Origin of the sequence: Paenibacillus profundus, assembly GCF_021369635.1 — a bacterium.
Taxonomy (GTDB): domain Bacteria; phylum Bacillota; class Bacilli; order Paenibacillales; family Paenibacillaceae; genus Paenibacillus_B; species Paenibacillus_B profundus.
The window spans coordinates 369661-388746 of record NZ_JAJNBZ010000003.1 but is presented as its reverse complement, the minus strand read 5'-3'; the positions used below and the strand labels follow the sequence as shown (position 1 = coordinate 388746).

Below are 19086 nucleotides of genomic sequence, written 5' to 3'. Positions count from 1 at the left end.
GAAGAACGTTCTCCTTCGGTGCCCCAAAGATACTATCTGTACCTGGATTTTAGATGACATCTCCGTTCTGTTTGAGAATATCCAAGTACGCGGTGACGAGTTGGGCCGTCTTCGTGTCCGGATGCTTCAGCTTGCGGCATACGTCGAAGCCGCTCATCTTCGGCATCATGACGTCCAACACCAACACATGAGGTTGGAACGATTCCGTCTTGCTCAGCGCTTCTTCGTCATCTGTGGCCGTCTCAACCGTATATCCTTCCCGTCTCAATGCATAGGCGATCGCACTAGCAATCGCTTGCTCATCGTCAGCCACAATTTTGAAGTCCATGACGTTCCCTCCCATCCGATTTCATCCCAATATTCATTAATATTTTAAATATTGCTGTCATGCTTCATACTGATAATTGTTGGACATCCCCAATATCGGTTGTATAATAGTTAGGCTCGACTTCACATTGTTTATGGTTAATAAGGAGAAGTAATCGATGATTACTTTGCAGGCGGAACGAAGAATCCAGCTTGAATTTATTGGGATTACAGACAGAGATTTATCCCTCTTAAAAAGTAAGAAAGCGGAGTTTGCCAGTGTGACCAATCAGCTTGTAGATGAATTGTACCAACAGTTTGTATCTCAGCCCGAACGTCTTGAGCTCATTACTAAACATAGTACGATCGAACGATTAAAAGAAACAGCAGCAGACCCACTGCAAAGTGATGGAATTGAACAAGGAGGTTTCCGACATTCATAATATGGGTAATGTCATGAGGGGCATTTCGGAGCAAAGTCATCTCCTTGGCTTGAATTCGGCTATTGAAGCAGCGAGAACAGGGGAGCATGGCAGAGGATTTAGTGTCGTGGCAGATGAAGTACGGAAATTGGCGGGCAATTCCAAGGCAGCGCTGAACAAAATCGAAGGAAAGCTCAAAGTGATTTCCAGAGTTCTTGAAAGCGTTCAAAAAGGGTCGCAAAGTATGACGGTTTACTCCGATGAACAAGCGGCAACAGCGGGGGAGATCGCGTCTACGGTTACGATGATCGAAGAAGTTACACATGAGTTAGAGCTGCTGAAAGCGGAAATTTAACGTTCACAAGAGGTACAGAGCATGAATACAGAATACGACGAGCAACCCGTTCCGATGACGACCATGGATCAAGTGATTCGCTCCTTCGCCGATCAATATCATTTGACCAAGCGGGAGAGTGAGATTATGAATCTTATGGTTGTGTACGGATATAGTAACAAAGAACTTGCTAGCCATTGCATGATTAGTGAGAAAACGGTGAAAAACCACATTGAAAAGATCAGGAACAAAGTGGGGGCAGGATCAACGCGAAAGCTGTTATCCTCCTTCATTGTGCATCAATTTACGGCCTAGTGAAAGGCTTCTCCGTCTTAAGGTGGGTGAGATAATCGATATTAGTCTAAAAGTTTATTGACAAGTATTCTTTTATTCACTATACTGTTCTGTAATCTTATATATGATATACGTTGAAAGAGCCTAGTAGCATGTTTGTCACTGTTTCCAGAAAGCTAGGGGTTGATGCAACCTAGTACAAACAAACCTGTGAATTACACTCTGGAGTATCTTAGGTAATGCTAAGCGGATTAGCAATCGATACTATTGCTGAGAGTGGTATTAATAGTGACTGCAGCGCTATTAATACAATTTGGGTGGTAACACGGTTAATAAATCGTCCCTATGTCTACTATAGACATAAGGGCGATTTTTTTTATATCAGCGTTTGTCATACGTATAGGAGATTTAAAAATAAAAGGAGTTGGACAACCATGAATATTATCGAAGAACTCGAATGGCGCGATGCGATCAACCAACAGACAGATGCAGAAGGATTACGCGAATTGGTAAATGAAAAGAAGATTTCCCTGTACTGTGGTGTCGATCCAACGGGTGATAGTATGCACATTGGACATTTAATTCCATTTATGATGATGAAACGCTTCCAGTTAGCTGGACACCGTCCTGTTATCTTAATTGGTGGAGCGACCGGAACAATTGGTGACCCAAGCGGACGTCAAACAGAACGTCAATTGCAAACATTAGAGCAAGTGCAAGAGAATGTTGAAGCTCTGACTGCACAAATGAAAAAGCTCTTTGATACAGGCGGCAGCAATGAACTGAAAATGGTAAACAACTATGACTGGACACATAAAATAAACATAATAGACTTCTTGCGTGACTACGGGAAAAATTTCAGTGTCAATACGATGCTGGCAAAAGACATTGTAGCAAGTCGTCTAGATAGTGGTATTTCATTCACGGAATTCTCATACCAGATTCTTCAGTCAATGGACTTCCATCATCTATTCAAAGAAGAAGATGTTCAATTGCAAATTGGTGGTGCCGACCAATGGGGGAACATCACAAGTGGTCTGGACTTGATTCGTAAAAAAGAAGGTTCAAGCGCCAAAGTATTCGGATTAACGATTCCATTAATGTTAAAAGCGGACGGCACCAAGTTCGGTAAAACAGCTGGCGGGGCAGTATGGTTAGATGCTAACAAAACAACGCCATTTGAATTCTACCAGTTCTGGGCTAACACAGATGACCGTGATGTCATTAGATACTTGAAATTCTTCACCTTCTTAGATAAAGAGACGATCGACGCATTAGAAGTCAAGGTGAAAACAGAACCGCATAAACGTGAAGCACAAAAAGTATTGGCGGAAGAAATGACAAGATTTGTGCACAGTGATGAATTGTTGAATCAAGCGAAAAAAATAACAGAAGCATTATTCAGCGGAGATATTAAATCATTAACCGCAGATGAAATTGAGCAAGGATTTAAAGACATGCCTACCTTCCATGCTTCAAAAGAAACAAAAAATATTGTGGAGTGGTTAGTCGATCTAGGCATTGAACCGTCTAAGCGTCAGGCTCGAGAAGATATCACGAACGGAGCAATTTCCATGAATGGTGAACGAGTAACTGATGTAAGCATGGATGTAACCATGGAAAACTCATTCGATGGCAGATTTATTATTATTCGCAAAGGCAAAAAGAACTACAGCCTAGTGAAATTGGGATAAATTACCTTAATTGAGCTATCATCATGGAGTAAAAGCGGGGATTAATCATGCTTGTATCGTGGAAACGCTCGTTACAATTAGCATATTTTAATCACTACATGATAACAAAAGTTAACAAAGAGAAACAAGTCAATTGGTTGATAGTGGAGTTAGGTTTAGATAATGTGACAGAAGAACATATCAATCAAGAGCTAAATAATATGTTAATTGGATTTAATCGTTTGTTTAAGTATAAGAGCATAAAGGAAGCTACTCTTGGTTATTTTCGAATGCTGGATATTGTGAAATCAGGGGATAGATATTATCCCAGAATCCATATCTTGCTCCCAACAATAAAAAGTTATTTTCAAGGCAGATATTATATTAAATATGATAACTGGGTATCCCTGTGGAGTAAGGCATTGGATATTGAAAACAACTTATTTGTGAAGGTGAAAGCCGTTAATTCCAAGGGTGATGACCGTGCTATTATTATGAAAATGAAAAAAGGGTTATCATTGTTCGATGAAGCTGCGGAGAGTAAGCTTTCAGCTGAAAAAAATACCCATATTGCATCACGAAGATTAATAGGATATAGCAGACTATTAAAAGATGTGATGGACCAATTCGAAATCGATAACAGCTTTGATCTAGACATGGATACATTATATACAGAAGATTCAATTGCAAATTGTGCATTTGAAAGTATGTTAGAGTGGCATCCAGGTTTAAGGGAAGAACAAAACAACCCTTTTTTCTCTTCTAGTAACATTTAAAAAAACAGGGTATCTATCATTTATGATCTTTCTAAAGAGGGACTGTCCCAAAAGCCATGGAAGTGGCTGCGGAATAGTCCCTTTCCAATTATTCGCTCAGTCATTTCCCAGAGACCCAGAGACTCCCTTGGTAATAAGTGTCAGTACAATCCCCCTGAAGAATCTTGTTTATCGCAAAATTTTTTTTGGATAATAATCCCTTCCCTTGAGATTTGCACAATTTTAAACCATTAAAATTTGATTGATAAATTAAAGAAAAAAAGGTTAATTCCACTATTCTCTAAGTCCCAGACTGCCAAATGAGACATTTCTTCATTCTGCATAAGTATGCCTTCCGAGCCAACGTGATCTGCAGTGATTCCGTATAAGGTTACTTCCCATACTCCATATCTCAATGATTCCTTCCTTACAAAAAGAACACATAGAATAATTATGCATAAATATGAATTATAAATCCGAAATTCAGTTCATAGCCGCTTTTACCCTTAAAAGCGCGCATCGTTTAAAGCCTTTATCAATAAAGTAGTAAAAGCTTTAAAGGCACAAGTAATTAGATTTTGGAAAAACAACAAAAAGCCTTATACAACAGAGAGTTATAGGTTATTGACATAACAAAAAATGAGGCGTAAACTGGCGTTGTTCCAGTTAATCGATTAACAATTATAGACAAACATTTTCATAACGAGAGGTGAAGATGAGAAATAAACCACCACATTCGTTATACATCTTTTCTTGCATGTGAATTATTTCTCTAAATTTTTAAGAGAGTTTGAAATAAAGAATTGAATAGCAGAAAGAAGGACAGATTTATGGGCAAATCAAAAAGATTAACACTTTTCGGGTTAATCGGTATTACGATGGCGTTCTTTGGTACTGTACGCAGTGTACCGACGCTCTCCATAACAGGCTGGACCCAAATCTTCTACATGCTTGTGGCAGCGGTGTTATTTGCACTGCCTATCGCATTGATGTCAGCTGAGCTTTCAACAGGATTCCCTGAAGAGGGAGGGCCTCAAGTTTGGGTGAAGAAAGCTTTGGGTGAAAAATGGGGGTTCGTAACCTCTTGGTTATTATGGGTTCAAATGTTCTTCGGTATGGTAATGGTATCTTCCACAGTAGGTGTGTTGTTCGGATATGTCATTAACGTACCAGAACTATCTTCAAACAATTACTTTATTTTTGCGGTTATCCTCATTTCTTACTGGGGGGTAACGTTATTAAATCTTAAATTTGATATGGTTAAAATTTGCGGTAATTTGGGATCGGTTATAGGGGTCTACATTCCATTTGTGATTCTTGTCATTTTAGGTGTAATGTACTTGTTCAAAAACGGAATCCAGCCGAACAGCTATTTGGGGAATTTTGAAGTTAAAGATTTAGTGCCGAACTTTTCAGAATTGGGGAGCTTATCTTATTTGTCGGGGATTATCTTTATCTTCGCAGGTGTTGAAATCTCGTCCGTGCATGCGAACAATATCGAGAATCCGAAACGCAACTATCCGATAGCCGTTATTGCTTCCGTTATTTTATTAGTTATTTTTAACCTTGTTGCTGGTTTAACGGTATCCAATGCAGTACCAAGAGGGCAATTAGAACTTGCCAATATTACGCAACCTTATCTTATATTTTGTGAAAATTTAGGCATACCATCAATCGTTGTAAATATGATCTCAGCCATGATTTTAATTGGGGTATTAGTTCAATTAAGCGCATGGGTATTGGGACCAAGTAAATCCATGATTAAAGTTGCGGATGAAGGGAACTTGCCTAAGTTCTTCCAAAAAAGAACGAAAAGGGATATTCCAATCACCTTTGTTATGATACAAGCGATTGTTATTTCATTAGTAGCTGTCTTGTACGTGGTCGTACCGGATGTCAACAGCGCGTTTCTGATTATCACGATAACAACGACCATTCTGTATTGCGTTGTATATGCATTAATTGCTATCTCAGCTATTCGCTTACGATACAAAATGCCTGAGGTTGAAAGACCTTTTAGATTAGGCAGCAAGGGTAACGGATTAATGTGGTTTGTCTCCATCTTATCCATGTTAAGTGTTGCTATCACGATTACAGTCAGTATCATTCCACCATCGATTCTGAAGCCTAGCCAATACACAGGATACATTATCTATCAAGTGGGAGCTACTATCGTTATGGTTGGTATCGCTCTGATTATTTACAAATGTAAAAAACCGGAGTGGAAAAAAAGTGAGTAATCACTAGCGAGCTACTGAATATCAAGTTTCATATATTCCGTTAACAACCTAATTGAACATATTGGAGGAACAAACAATGAATTACCAAATGCCAGATATCAATTTAAAAGCACTATTCCTAGGTGACAAAGGTGAAAATGTTGACTTATTCAAAGAATTATTACTTAAAGTCGTGGATGAGCATGTGGGCTGGCGTCAAAACTATCAACCTCAAGATTTACCGGTTATTACGCCGCATGATAGAAGTTCGAAGAGCTTCCAAGAAACTGCTGACCATGTACGTAGTGTATTTAATGAGTTATCTTCCAAGCTTCGGACAGAATCGTTGCCTTGGCACACAGCAGGCCGTTTCTGGGGACATATGAATTCTGAAACGTTGATGCCTTCTATTATCGCTTATACAGCTGCTATGTTATGGAACGGCAATAACGTAGCTTATGAATCTTCACCAGGCACTTCTCAAATGGAAGAAGAAGTCGGACATGAATTCGCTACACTTATGAGCTACCAAAAAGACAAAGGTTGGGGACATATTTGTGCCGACGGTTCGATCGCGAACTTAGAAGGTCTATGGTACGCAAGAAACATGAAGTCACTTCCGCTTGCTATTAAAGAAGTAGCGCCTGAATATGTGGAAGGGAAATCAGAGTGGGAATTATTAAATATGTCTACAGAGGAAATTCTCGACATCATGGATCAAATTCCTGACAAACTTGATGAAGTGAAAGCTCGCTCTGCTCGTAGTGGTAAAAACCTCAATAAATTAGGCAAATGGTTGATTCCACAAACGAAACATTATTCTTGGTTGAAAGCCGCTGACATTATCGGAACTGGGTTGGATTGTGTAGAAGCTATCGATGTTGATAATCAATACCGCATGGACATTGACAAATTAGAAGCTAAAATTCGTGAATTAGCTGCACAAGAAATTCCGGTTCTCGGTGTAGTTGGTGTAATTGGCACAACTGAAGAAGGTCAAGTGGATCGGATCGACAAAATGGTAGAGCTTCGCGAGAAATTGGCGAAAGAAGGAATTTATTTCTACATTCATGTGGATGCTGCTTATGGCGGGTATGCTCGTGCTATCTTCTTGGACGAAAACAATGAATTTATCGATTACGACAAAATTGATGAAGTTTATGAAAAATACAACATTTTCACAGAGAAAAATGAATGGCTCACCAAAGATATTTACAGTTCCTTCAAAGCCATGAATCAAGCTGAAACCATTACAATTGATCCGCACAAAATGGGATATATTCCTTATTCCGCTGGTGCAATTGTTATTAAAGATAGCAGAATGCGTGACGCCATCTCCTACTTCGCAACCTATGTATTCGAAAAAGGTGCGGACATTCCTGCATTGCTGGGCGCTTATATTCTTGAAGGATCAAAAGCAGGCGCAACTGCAGCAGCAGTCTGGACAGCTCATAAAGTATTGCCATTAAACGTAACTGGTTATGGGAAATTAATCGGTGCAAGTATCGAGGGATCTTATCGGTTCTACGATTTCTTGAAAAATAAAGAATTTAAAGTTGGCGATAAAACAATCAACGTTTATCCGCTAACAAAACCTGACTTCAACATGGTGGACTATGTATTCAACGAAGCAGGCAATACGGACTTGGAAAAAATGAATAAATTGAACCATGATTTCTTTGACTATGCTTCTTACGTTAAAGGTGGATTATACAACAACGAATTCATTACTTCCCATACAGATTTTGCTATTCCTGACTACGGCAATAGCCCGCTTCCATTTGTTGAAAGTCTTGGATTCAGCGAGAAAGAGTGGGATCGCGAGGGCAAAGTTACCGTACTGCGTGCTTGTGGATTATCTCCATATGCTCATGATAAAGCGGTCTTCGATGAATATGCTGCCAAGATTGAAAAAGCTATGCAAGACAAACTTGAATCGATTTACAACAACGAAATGAATTCGTAATAATGAAACGTGAATGCGTAACGATAGGAATGTTGTTACGCATTCACCCTTTATACAATCTCTTACAAGACAGGGAGTGCTTGAAATGACTATCAAAAAAGTCTTGACCGTTGCCGGTTCTGATTCAAGCGGGGGAGCAGGACTGCAGGCGGATCTCAAAACGTTCGAAGAATATGGAACTTTTGGTTTGACTGCCATCACGGCTATCGTCACCATGGATGCTGACAATCATTGGCATCATCATGTACATCCAATGGACTCAGAGCTTGTGCATGAGCAATTGACAACGATATTCTCCGGCGGTTCATTGGATGCCATGAAAACGGGAATGCTCGGATCGGTCGACACCATTAAGCTCGTGAGCAACGTCATTGACAAATACGATGTGAAAAGTGTAGTAATTGATCCGGTGATGGTATGCAAAGGGGGAAATGAACTGGTACAGCCAGAAAATGGACAGGCTATACGCGAGTATCTTTTGCCAAGAGCAACGATTGTAACGCCTAATTTATTCGAAGCAGGTCAATTATCCGGCATGGCCAAGGTAAGCACGGTAGCTGACATGAAGGAAGCCGCGCAAAAAATTATAGAGCTTGGCACGAAACATGTCGTAATTAAAGGGGGGAAATCGCTAGAGGATAATAAAGCGATTGACTTGCTGTATGATGGCTCGGAATTTACATTGTATGACTCAGAGAAGATTCATACGAATCACAATCACGGCGCAGGATGCACCTTTGCCGCGGCTATAACAGCAGGACTTGCCAAGGGGCTATCTGTGAAAGAGGCAGTAGCGAAAGCAAAAGCATTCACTGCCGAAGGCATCAGGTCTGGCTTTGCTTTTAATCGTTTCGTTGGACCCGTATGGCACGGAGCATACAATAAGGCGGATCAGCGCTTGCATCAATAAGCTCAAATTATTGTTTATGTCCTATCTATATCCCAATTTTTGATGACTGCATGATTAAATAGATGGTCATTAAATGATAAGGAGTCTATCATATGAAAAAAGATGTTACGCTAAAAGAAAGTATGTTTCTTTTAGTTGTTCTATTGGCGATCATAGGAACTTGTATTATAGGCTTAGGCTTATCTCCTCAAGTTCCTATTTTGATTTCGTTAGGTGCTGTTATCTTATTCGCGAAGATGAAAGGCGTTTCTTGGGATGTCATCCACAAGGGCATTCAACACGGCATTATGCCGGGCTTGATTCCCATCCTTATATTTATGCTTATTGGCGCTTTGATAAGCGTCTGGATTGCTGCAGGAACAATTCCTACGATTATGGTTTATGGATTCGGAATTTTATCGGCAAAATTCTTTTTACCTTCCGTCTTTGTTATTTGTGCGCTTGTGGGGGTAACCGTAGGAAGCTCATTCACAACGATTTCGACAGTTGGTATCGCCTTCTTTGGGATGGGGCAAATCATGGGATACCATTCGGCACTAACCACAGGAGCCATCATTTCAGGAGCCTTCTTAGGTAATAATATATCCCCTTTATCTGATACAACTAACTTAGCATCTGCTATAGCAGAGGTGGACTTATTCGATCATATACGAAACATGATGCGGACAATGATTCCGTCGTTCGTTATTTCACTCATCTTCTTCGCGATAGTGGGTCACTCAAAAGTCTTGTCAACAGGGGCTCAAATTGATGAATTAGTTAATACATTGTATTCCTCTTTTCCCATATCGGTTGTTACATTAATTCCAGTATTGGTGTTATTCATTTGTGCTTGGAGAAAGATACCTGCCATTCCGACTTTGCTATTGAGCATTGCTTTTACGATCTGTATCAGCTATATCTATCATCCACACACTAGCTTTGTTGAAATTTCCAATCTGATGCAAGATGGATTTGTTTCGCATACAGGAGTGGAGAGTGTAGATGTCCTGCTTACTCGCGGTGGAATTCAAAGTATGATGTGGTCTGTTTCTCTTATCCTGCTTGCGTTATCTCTGGGAGGACTGTTAGTAGAGCTCAAGATCATTAAAACCTTAATATCAAGTATTTCGGCATTCGTAAGTACAAAAGGAAAATTAATTTTAATGACTGCGTTGTGTGCCATGGGAATTAACATTCTTCTCGGTGAACAATATTTATCCATTATTTTGCCGGGTGAAGCTTTCAAATTTCAATTCGAAGAAATCAATCTGCATCCAAAGCAGCTTTCGGCAATATTGGCCAATGCCGGTGCAGCCTTCAATGCGCTTATTCCCTGGGGAGTTAGTGGCGTATTCATTACGGGTACCTTAGGTGTTTCTACATTGGAATATTTTCCATTCGCAATATTTTGTATTGTCGCTCCCGTGTTAAATATTTTGTGGGGTTTTATTAGAAGAACAGAAAAAAAATCATCTAGAGCAGCTTGATCGTATCCCCTTGTCTCATCTTACATTGGACTATGTACAGTGACATGCCGTTTAGCCGCCAAACCGTACATTTTACTGTATATATTCCAATGTAGCTTACTTCAACCGCCAAGTAAAAAAAATTAGTTCCACTTATATAGCCGGCTTTTTTCTGTGAAAGTCTAAACCGATGCAAGATAGAGCAACAGCAGCAACGATTCCGTTGTGAAAGAAACTTGTAATAAATGGATTTTTGGACAAAACGGGCTTCATTGGCTGAAGCGTCCACGAACTAGTAAATCCATTTTTTTGTTAACGATTACAGCGGGAAATGATTTGATAATATATCCAAACTCATGGTTTTTGTAATATATGGATGAATTACGCTCGGAAAAATAATGATATAATAGTTTTGCCTAATTTTAATATTGATAGTTAAATAATGTTGTATATATCGGTGAAATTAATCACATAGTTTGCTGATTGTGTACTGGTTGCTCTAATAAATGGCTTTCTAAGGAGATAATATCTTTAGGTGACAGAATAAATGCTCTTGTTAACGGCCTTCTGATCATATATCTCAAGATGAAGTGAGAATGGTATGATGCAGCAATCACTCTAGGAGGTAGACACATGCTAATAGATGAACTGCAAGGACAAGCTTTAGATGAATTTTTTCAAGGGATTTTGACACTAGAAACAGTCGAAGAGTGTTATTCTTTTTTTGATGACTTATGTACTGTAAATGAAATTAAGACCATGTTTCAAAGATTTCAAGTAGCCAAAATGTTATATAATCATAATACTTACAGTGAGATTGAAGAGGTGGCCTGCGCAAGCACAGCAACGATCTCTCGTGTGAAGCGATCCCTGCATCACGGAAATGATATGTATGATGTCGTGTTTAAACGCATGAAGGCTAAAAAAAATTCAGAGAAGTGATTTGGGCCACTTCACATTTTAGTTAACTAGGGGAATCTAGTGAGCGGACTCGCACACGAGCTTTAGAATCGATTCTAAGGCTCGTGTGCTCTAGGTTATAGAGTTGATTTATCGGCACAATTTGACTTCTCTTCGTTATCACAATAAATGTGCATCGCTTCCCGCATGAATTGGGCTAAGCCCGACTGATATTGATCGATGCTCTTCGTGAAGCGGTCGTCAGCGATATACAAATCGCCGAGACCGCGGAAGATGTCGAGCGTGCAATCGTAGAAGTTATTCGTAATATGCCGTCTCCATTCGCCGACTGCCGCCTGGACCTGCGGATCCGCGGGCCCTTGTTCCATCGCAGCGATGAGCTTGTTATAAATGGCTGCTTGGCTTGCCATAATTGCAGCCCAATCGTCATTCGCATATTTGGACGTCCGTTCCATCGTGCGATCGACGACATCCCGACCATATTTCTCGCGCGCTTCCGCGGCATATTTCTTCTGGTGCGCCTCGATTTCCGCCATATCGAAGCCTTCGAACATCTCTTTCTTTTTCATAACTATACCTCCTTCTAGGGATGTAATCGTACGGTCAACCGTGCGAATAATGTCTTCGATTCGCTCCTTCTTCTTGAGCAGCAATTCCCGGTGCACCTGCAGAGCATGCTTCCGATCAAAATTCGGCTGGCCCAAAATTTGCTTAATATCTTCCAACGAGAAGCCGATTTCTTTGAAGAACAAAATTTGCTGCAGCGTCGCTAAATTGTCGTCCGAATACAGCCTGTATCCTGCCGGGGTGACGGTGTCCGGCTTCAGAAGCCCAATCTCATCATAGTGGTGGAGCGAGCGCACGCTAATTCCGACTAAATTGGCCACTTCCTTCACTCTGTAAGCCATCCGCTCACCTCCTTGCCTTTATCGTAATCCATCACGTAACGTGAGAGTCAACAGCAAAATAAAAAAAGGGCGTCTTCGTTAGTGGAAGTCACCCTCATTCCGATTGTAATGGATCTTTTCCATACTAGCACCGCTTAAAATCTGCCGGATTTGAAGATCGCGTACAGCAGCCATAGAAACATAAAGGCAGCGACGATGAACCCGATCTCGATCGCTGGAACATCCCACAGCAGCGTCGGCTTTCTGCTGAGCGAGGAACCGACAATAAGCCCGACCATAATGATGCTGAAGGCGAGCAGCACGATGCTGAAGGAGAGCCGGTTGCTGATCTGATCGAACTTGTGCAGCGTATAGTCCAGATCCGGCAATTCGACCTCGACCTTAACTTTGCCGCTGCTCAGGATGCGGGCAAGCTGATTAGCCTGCTTCGGCAGATCGGTCAGCGCCTGTAGAAAATCGGAAGCTCCGCCGAGCAGCTTTTTCCGGACACGACGAGGACTGTATTTTTCCAACAGCAATTTGCGCCCGAATGGCTCCGCCATATCCAAAATGCTTAGAGTCGGATCCAACTCCTCTACGACGCCTTCCATTGTAATGAGCGCCTTCGCCAGCATAATAAGATCGGGAGGGAGCGTAATCCGGTGCCGCTGGGCGACAGCAAACAGATCGTGCAGCGACTGCCCCAGACTGATGTCGGTAAAAGGAATGTCGTAATACTGCGCGCGCAGCCGATCCAGATCCCGCTTTAGCCGCGTCATATCGGTACGGTCGGGGACGACGCCGAGCCCTGCAATCGCCCGGATGATCCCATCCGTCCGCTGTCGCATCAAGGAGATGATGAGATCTGATAGATGCTCCTTCATATCACTGCTCAAGCGGCCGACCATGCCGAAGTCGAGGAAAGCCAGTCTGCCGTCATCCAATACAAGCAAATTGCCGGGATGCGGATCGGCATGGAACAAGCCCTCGATGAACATTTGGTGGAGCATCGCATGAACGAACCGTTCGGCTATCGCCTTCAAATCATGCCCATGTGCAACGATGTCCTCGTGCCGGTTTAATTTCACGCCTTGCACATATTCCATCGTTAACACGTGGGAGGAGGTGTGCTGCCAATAAATCCGGGGGATATGTATGTCAGCCGAATGCAGGAACTGCCGCGCGATCTTCTCAGTATTGCGGCCTTCGTGACTGTAGTCGAGCTCCGCTTTCATCGATTTTGAGAACTCCTCAATCATTTGCGGAATCTGATACTCTGCCACCCATGTCCAGCGTTTTTCGGCGATGGCGATCAAGCCTTTAACAATCTCCATATCGCGTTCGATGACAGGATGGATGCCCGGCCGCTGAACTTTGATCGCTACCGCTTCCCCGCTGTGGAGCTTGGCCAGATGAACCTGACCGATTGAAGCCGCCGCTACGGGTACATCTTCGAAGGAGCTGAAGATGTCTCCAATGGACATCCTGAGCTCCGCTTCAATAATGCGGCGTGCCTCGTGTGCCGGGAAAGGGGGCACCTGATCCTGCAGCTTGATCAGTTCCCGGATAACGGAGTCTGGGAACAAGTCGGAGCGAGTGCTGAGCAGCTGGCCCAGCTTGATGAAGGCCGGACCGAGCTCTTCCAATACCAACCGAATCCGCTCTCCCACCGTCTTCGTCTCCGGTGCTTTACGCGTAATCATACGGCGGGGGAGCGACAGCACATGGAACAGCCCGATCTCCTCGACCATATAGCCAAAGCCATGACGCATGAGCGCCATGGCGATTTCCCGGTAGCGGCGGGTATGTCTAATCCACACGTTCCTGCTCCGGCTCCGCTTCCGATCGAGCGAGACGCGCCTCCAATTCGGCGATGCGCGCTTCCAATGCGGCCAGTTCGGACTTTACCGGAACGTCCATTTCTTGTAGCTTGCGTTTGACTTGCTCTTGAATCATCGTTTTGAATTCAGCTTGTTCTTTCTCGCCTTTTTCGATGAGCCGGTTGATCCATTCTTTGGATTCCGCAGGCGCGAGCTCCCCCCGCTTCACCAGTTCATCCACGAGGTTCTCCACCTTTTCTTTGCTGGCCATTGTCAGACCCCATCCGAGCGAGACGGCTTTTTTCAACAAGTCACTCATGCGTTATCCCTCCTAGTCTCATCCTGCATTGGATTCTATGCAACGAACCGAGCGTGTATTTCTCTTTACGGCAGGCTTCATTGGAATGAATGCTTTGGCGCTCATTTCCGCAGCAAGCGCTGCAACACAGTCAGGTCCGCTGGATACATTACAGTCAACTTATATTTGTAGTATACCCGTGGATCTTTCCAATATTTCGGTTTTTTGAGATTGTTGAGTTACACACATGCTAATGGAAGAAAAACTTTTTCTCGGCTCGAGTTCATTTTTTATTGCTAAGGTGGTTGCGGATGCTCCTATTCCCTAAATAGAAACAGCAGTATCCCATAATCGCGCCTACCGTATTGAAAAACAGGTCATCTACTGTAGCCGTGCGTGTCGTTGTAAACAGAACTTGCGCCAGTTCGATGATCAGGGAGAAGCTCAAACCCAACAGTCCGGTTATGTATATTTTCCGCGCGAATGGGTATAACATCGGAATTAGCAAACCGAATGGGACTGTCATCGCTATGTTGGCCACCGAGTAGTACAGTTGCAGTTTGATGTCCGTCATCCGTCTAAGCTCTGCAAACAAATAAAAGTCAACCGAGAACGGTCTTGGGTACAGTCCCACCATTCGCGATACCTTGTACTGGACTGTCTGCTGCGGGCTCTATATCGGCAAAGGAGCCAAATCGCAACAGCGATAATTGCCATCAGGATAAAATTCAGCTTAAAAACCACGATTGCCCCCACCTTCTGTTATTCATATACAAATCACTAATTTCATAAGTAATATCATAAAGTTCTTAAATAACGATATCCCGATTCTTCTCTCGCTTCCACAATAGAATTATAAAAAGGATGCTTCGTAATGATTGACGTATGTTTTGCCTGAACATATGTTCCACTCAGTAAAGACGGCGAGGCTGCCCTTCGTCATACGCTGACGCAAGGAGCAGCCTCGCAAGCTTGTCTTATGTTACAGAATGCATTATGAATCTAAGTTGGCCAATTCGTAGATCGCTCTGGCATAGATGGCGGTCGCTTTCAACAAATCGTCGATCTCAATGTGCTCATCCACTTGATGCGCCGTCTCTTCTCTGCCTGGGAAGAGGGCGCCGAATGCAACACCATTATCCATGAAGGCCGCGTACGTGCCGCCGCCAGTCGTGAGCAGGGTCGGTTCCAGCTTCGTCTCTTCTGCGTATATATTTTGCAAAATCTTGATCATGGGATGGTTCTGATCCACATGATGGGGCTGCTTCAAATCGAGTTCGTCATCGATCACGATATCGTAGGGCGCCATTTTCGCTTGCAGCGTTGCGAGGATGTCATCGCATTGCTGCGTAACCGGGAAGCGGATGTTCAAGTGGAAGAACGAGTCTGCCTGCTCCGAGTATTCGAAAATGCCTGCATTCACAGTGAGCGAACCGGTAATGTCATCCTCGTATTGGATGCCAAGCGCCGTACCCAGATGGTCGTCGACCAGATGCTTGCCGATGAAGCTTATGTACCGATCGGCATCTGGCTGGAAGCGGTATTCCCGCAGGAAACGCATGAGCTTCAATGCGGCATTGACGCCTACATGTGGTTCCATACCGTGCGCAGACTTGCCTTTCATCCCGAGCTCTAGCTGGCCTGCCTTAACCTCGGCGGTGCCGTTCAACTGCTGTTCGGCGCAATAGGCCTGGAACTGTTCCGCCATGTCCGCAATTGCAGACGCTTCCCCGGTTACGGTCGCTGTTGCCGACTCTGGAACCATGTTCGCAATGCCTCCGCCATGGAAGGCCTTCAGTTCGAATCGAGCCCCATCCACTGGTGCTGCTTCTTTAGACGAACCACCATTCCGTTTAAGGAAAAATTTGTTGTTAATTTGCCCCTTTTCCGCATGGGTAATCGGGAAGTCGGCATCTGGCGCGAAGCCAGCCATCGGCATCTTCTCGCGCTTCGTATACGTCTTCATGCATTCCATGCCGCTCTCTTCGTCGGTGCCGAATATAATCCGCACGTTATGCTTTAACGGCAGTCCAAGCTCTTTTACGATTTTCAGACCATAAAAGGCTGCGAGCGTAGGGCCCTTGTCATCGATCGCACCGCGTGCGTACAGCTTGCCGTTACGGACATCGGGCTGGAAAGGCGGCGTAGTCCATTGGCCAGTGGCCGGAACGACGTCCAAATGGCACAGCACGCCAATATACTCGTCGCTGTCGGAATCCCCGTATTCAGCATACCCGACGTAGCCGTCCAGATTGTTGACGCGGAACTGCTCGCGGCGGGACAGTTCGAGCATATAATCGAGCGCCCGGGCGATCTCCTGGCCCATCGGCTGTCCTGGTCCGCTGGTGCTGTTGTCCTTAACGCTTTCAAAGCGGAGCAGCCCTTTCAAATCATTCAACAGCTCGTCTTGTCTTGCAGTAACTTCAGCCATCCAATTCATTATTGTGCACTCCTTATTCCGTTGTCGTGAAGAATTGTTCGTGTTCATAGCCCGAGCAATCCAATCCATTTAAGTATAGCATGGCATAAAACGTTTGCAGTCAAGCGAACGCAAAATATTGCTATAGCGCGGACGTTCAGCTTTGATGGCCAACGGCAAAGGCTGGCTCATGGCTGCTCATCTTGGCACATCGTGACGAACATGTTGAATGCAGCGGTCTTTACGATGTCTTTATGATAGATGAATCGGGTCGAGACGCTCCCGGCTGTTCCGGGCAGCGGGTACCGGGCCAGGTCATGGTTCCGATCAAGCTGATCGACTACGGATTCGGTCAGCATGGACATGCCCAACCCGGCTTTGACACAGCCAATAATTCCTTCGAGCGTGTTCAACTCCATCGTTCTTTTCGGAACGATGCCCTCGGCACGGAGCCAATCCTCCATCGTTGTGCGGTAGAAGCAGCCGGACTTGAATACGATCAAGTTATATTGCTCCAAATCGTCCTTGACGAGGCGGGATGTCAGGTTCCTTTGCACGACGAACACCAATTTCTCTTCAAAAACGGGAAATTCACATAAGTAGGGGTGATTCGCTTCCCCGGCAATAAATGCGCCCTCGATCTCGCGGTTCAATACCATCTTGACAAGCTCACTCGTACTGTCCGTATGCAGGAGCAGCTCCACCTCGGGATATCTTTTGCCGTAAGCGGCGAGCAGCGGAGGCAGTCGCACAGCAGCCGCCGTTTCCATCGCACCGATAGCTAGCGGTCCGGTCGGGGATTTCGAGTGGATAATTGCTTTTTTGGATTCTTCGATGAGCTGAAGAATTTGTTCCGTATAGGCCATAAGCGCCTTTCCAGTTGATGTCAGCGTGACACCGTGCCGGTGGCGGTAAAAGAGCTGCGTCTCGTACTCGTGCTCGAGCCGCTTGATTCTGGCGGTAATATTCGATTGCACGAAGTTGAGTGTTTCCGCCGCTTTGGAAATGCTTTGTTCCTGGGCGACGACGTGAAACGTATATAAATCCTCAATGTTCATCGCGTTCTCCTCACAACCGTGGTATCAAAAATATTGATATGAAATATGAAAATATATCATTTTACTAACTATTTTACCATCCTTATGATGAGGAGATAGGAGAAATTTTAGATGAAGGTGATGTTTAACGATGGGGAATCGGCTTGACAGAAATTATCCAGCCTATCTTCTTGCAGGGGGTATGCTTTCTCTTGTTATTGTGATGGGCATCGGCAGATTCGCCTATACTCCGATCCTGCCTCTGATGACACATAGCGCGGGACTGTCCGAGGCGGCGGGTGGTTATCTGTCATCGTATAATTATATTGGCTATCTGTTCGGATCCTTAGCTGCGGGCATGCTGCCGTGGCGCAGAGGCAAGGTGTTTTACTTAAAGCTGTATTTACTTGTCAACGTGCTGACGACGGCGCTGATGGGCGCAGTGAGCGGGTTCGCGTTATGGTCTGTCCTGCGCTTCGTGTCAGGCTTCAGCAGTGGGCTTGTGTTCGTATTCGCTACGGGCATCGTATTGGATGGGTTGGCCCTGCGCGGGCGCTCGTCCTGGTCCGGTTGGCTCTACAGCGGCGTCGGGCTGGGCATTGTTTTGAGCGGATGGCTCGTACCGGCGTTGAACGATTTCGGAGGATGGAAATGGGCGTGGGGCGGGCTGGGCAGCGTATCGATACTACTGGGGGCATTCCCGCTGCTGTTTCTTAAGGAACCACTGACTGCGTCCAGCAAAAATGCGCCGAGCGAGCGGGATCATCAGGACAGCACAGGCAACCGGGGCATGCTGATGCGGCTTATTGTCGCATACGGCTGCGAAGGCATGGGCTATATTGTTAGCGCCACATTTTTAGTTGCCATCGTGGAGCAAATGCCGGAGGTTCGCGAATTTTCCGCTTTGAGCTGGGTATTCGTCGGTGTGGCGGCGGCTCCCTCCTGTTGGATATGGAGCTGGATAGAGAAAAAGAAAGGCAGCATGTCGGCACTGTACGCGGCCTTTTGCACTCAAATTTTCGGAGTCATTCTTCCTGTCCTTTTTCCGAATGCAATTGGTGTGTTGACAGGCGCGTTTTTATTCGGAGCGACGTTCATGGGGATTACGATGCTGACCATGTCGTTGGCCCGGGGCATGTTTCCGCAGGAGAGCAGCACCATTATCGGCTATGCAACGGCAGTATACGGGGCCGGACAGATCATCGGGCCGATCGTGACTGGTGTATTGATGGTGAACACGGGCAGCTACGATGGTGCGCTTGTGTTCGCGTCGCTCACGCTCCTGTGCGGATTGATCGTGCTGGTGACGGGGCATGAAAGAGTGCGTGCGGCGGGCTGAATTTGCTATAATATTTGGAAACGGATGATACACTAGGA

18 protein-coding genes and 1 other annotated feature are annotated in these 19086 nt (G+C 44.5%); of the genes, 11 read left to right on the top strand and 7 right to left on the bottom strand.

The features are described 5' to 3' along the window. Positions 1–49 precede the first annotated feature (49 nt). Positions 50–328 (bottom strand): response regulator, encoded by a 279-nt coding sequence (locus tag LQV63_RS07030; RefSeq protein WP_267933920.1) that lies wholly within the window; start codon positions 326–328, stop codon positions 50–52. Between the two features lie 157 nt (positions 329–485). Between LQV63_RS07030 and LQV63_RS07025 the strand changes: the two genes are divergently transcribed. From LQV63_RS07025 to LQV63_RS06980, 10 genes are all read left to right on the top strand, one after another. Continuing rightward, positions 486–749, top strand: coding sequence for a protoglobin domain-containing protein (locus tag LQV63_RS07025; protein WP_233696154.1), 264 nt, complete (start codon positions 486–488; stop codon positions 747–749). Next, positions 715–1083 carry a methyl-accepting chemotaxis protein gene (locus tag LQV63_RS07020; protein ID WP_325175859.1) on the top strand — a complete coding sequence of 123 codons (369 nt, stop codon included), beginning with the start codon at positions 715–717 and terminating at the stop codon, positions 1081–1083. The genes LQV63_RS07025 and LQV63_RS07020 overlap by 35 nt, the downstream gene beginning before the upstream one ends. A gap of 21 nt (positions 1084–1104) precedes the next feature. Next, positions 1105–1377: a helix-turn-helix transcriptional regulator gene (locus LQV63_RS07015; protein WP_233696152.1), complete on the top strand. Its 273-nt coding sequence runs from the start codon at positions 1105–1107 to the stop codon at positions 1375–1377. A 104-nt stretch (positions 1378–1481) separates the two neighbouring features. After that, positions 1482–1704: a binding site (T-box leader), on the top strand. Between the two features lie 86 nt (positions 1705–1790). After that, positions 1791–3050, top strand: a complete 1260-nt coding sequence (tyrS, locus tag LQV63_RS07010) for a tyrosine--tRNA ligase (protein ID WP_233696151.1) — start codon at positions 1791–1793, stop codon at positions 3048–3050. Between the two features lie 47 nt (positions 3051–3097). Beyond that, positions 3098–3805: a protein rep gene (locus LQV63_RS07005; RefSeq protein ID WP_233696150.1), complete on the top strand. Its 708-nt coding sequence runs from the start codon at positions 3098–3100 to the stop codon at positions 3803–3805. 809 nt (positions 3806–4614) lie between these two features. Then, on the top strand, positions 4615–6024 hold the full coding sequence (tyrP, locus tag LQV63_RS07000) for a tyrosine-tyramine antiporter (RefSeq protein ID WP_019423457.1): 1410 nt from the start codon (positions 4615–4617) through the stop codon (positions 6022–6024). Positions 6025–6100: 76 nt separating this feature from the next. After that, on the top strand, positions 6101–7969 hold the full coding sequence (gene tdc / locus LQV63_RS06995; RefSeq protein ID WP_019423458.1) for a tyrosine decarboxylase: 1869 nt from the start codon (positions 6101–6103) through the stop codon (positions 7967–7969). Positions 7970–8054: 85 nt separating this feature from the next. Continuing rightward, complete coding sequence (gene thiD / locus LQV63_RS06990; RefSeq protein WP_233696149.1) at positions 8055–8879, top strand: bifunctional hydroxymethylpyrimidine kinase/phosphomethylpyrimidine kinase; 825 nt, start codon at positions 8055–8057, stop codon at positions 8877–8879. 92 nt (positions 8880–8971) lie between these two features. Further along, positions 8972–10348: a Na+/H+ antiporter NhaC gene (nhaC, locus tag LQV63_RS06985; protein WP_019423460.1), complete on the top strand. Its 1377-nt coding sequence runs from the start codon at positions 8972–8974 to the stop codon at positions 10346–10348. 612 nt (positions 10349–10960) lie between these two features. Further along, complete coding sequence (locus LQV63_RS06980; RefSeq protein WP_233696148.1) at positions 10961–11269, top strand: YerC/YecD family TrpR-related protein; 309 nt, start codon at positions 10961–10963, stop codon at positions 11267–11269. 95 nt (positions 11270–11364) lie between these two features. Here the strand turns inward: LQV63_RS06980 and LQV63_RS06975 are convergent, their stop codons facing one another. From LQV63_RS06975 to LQV63_RS06950, 6 genes are all read right to left on the bottom strand, one after another. After that, positions 11365–12156 carry a MerR family transcriptional regulator gene (locus LQV63_RS06975; RefSeq protein ID WP_233696147.1) on the bottom strand — a complete coding sequence of 264 codons (792 nt, stop codon included), beginning with the start codon at positions 12154–12156 and terminating at the stop codon, positions 11365–11367. Positions 12157–12290: 134 nt separating this feature from the next. Beyond that, complete coding sequence (locus LQV63_RS06970; protein WP_233696216.1) at positions 12291–13916, bottom strand: ABC1 kinase family protein; 1626 nt, start codon at positions 13914–13916, stop codon at positions 12291–12293. Between the two features lie 28 nt (positions 13917–13944). Continuing rightward, the gene (locus LQV63_RS06965) at positions 13945–14274 is read right to left on the bottom strand and encodes a phasin family protein (RefSeq protein ID WP_233696146.1); all 330 of its coding nucleotides are present in this window, start codon (positions 14272–14274) and stop codon (positions 13945–13947) included. 262 nt (positions 14275–14536) lie between these two features. Then, positions 14537–14890, bottom strand: a complete 354-nt coding sequence (locus LQV63_RS06960) for a VanZ family protein (RefSeq protein ID WP_267933919.1) — start codon at positions 14888–14890, stop codon at positions 14537–14539. Positions 14891–15247: 357 nt separating this feature from the next. Continuing rightward, complete coding sequence (pepV, locus tag LQV63_RS06955) at positions 15248–16693, bottom strand: dipeptidase PepV (protein WP_233696144.1); 1446 nt, start codon at positions 16691–16693, stop codon at positions 15248–15250. Positions 16694–16860: 167 nt separating this feature from the next. Continuing rightward, the gene (locus tag LQV63_RS06950) at positions 16861–17730 is read right to left on the bottom strand and encodes a LysR family transcriptional regulator (RefSeq protein ID WP_233696143.1); all 870 of its coding nucleotides are present in this window, start codon (positions 17728–17730) and stop codon (positions 16861–16863) included. Positions 17731–17860: 130 nt separating this feature from the next. Here LQV63_RS06950 and LQV63_RS06945 point away from each other — a divergent pair, with 130 nt between their 5' ends. Continuing rightward, positions 17861–19048: a YbfB/YjiJ family MFS transporter gene (locus LQV63_RS06945; RefSeq protein ID WP_233696142.1), complete on the top strand. Its 1188-nt coding sequence runs from the start codon at positions 17861–17863 to the stop codon at positions 19046–19048. The last annotated feature ends 38 nt before the right edge of the window (positions 19049–19086 follow it).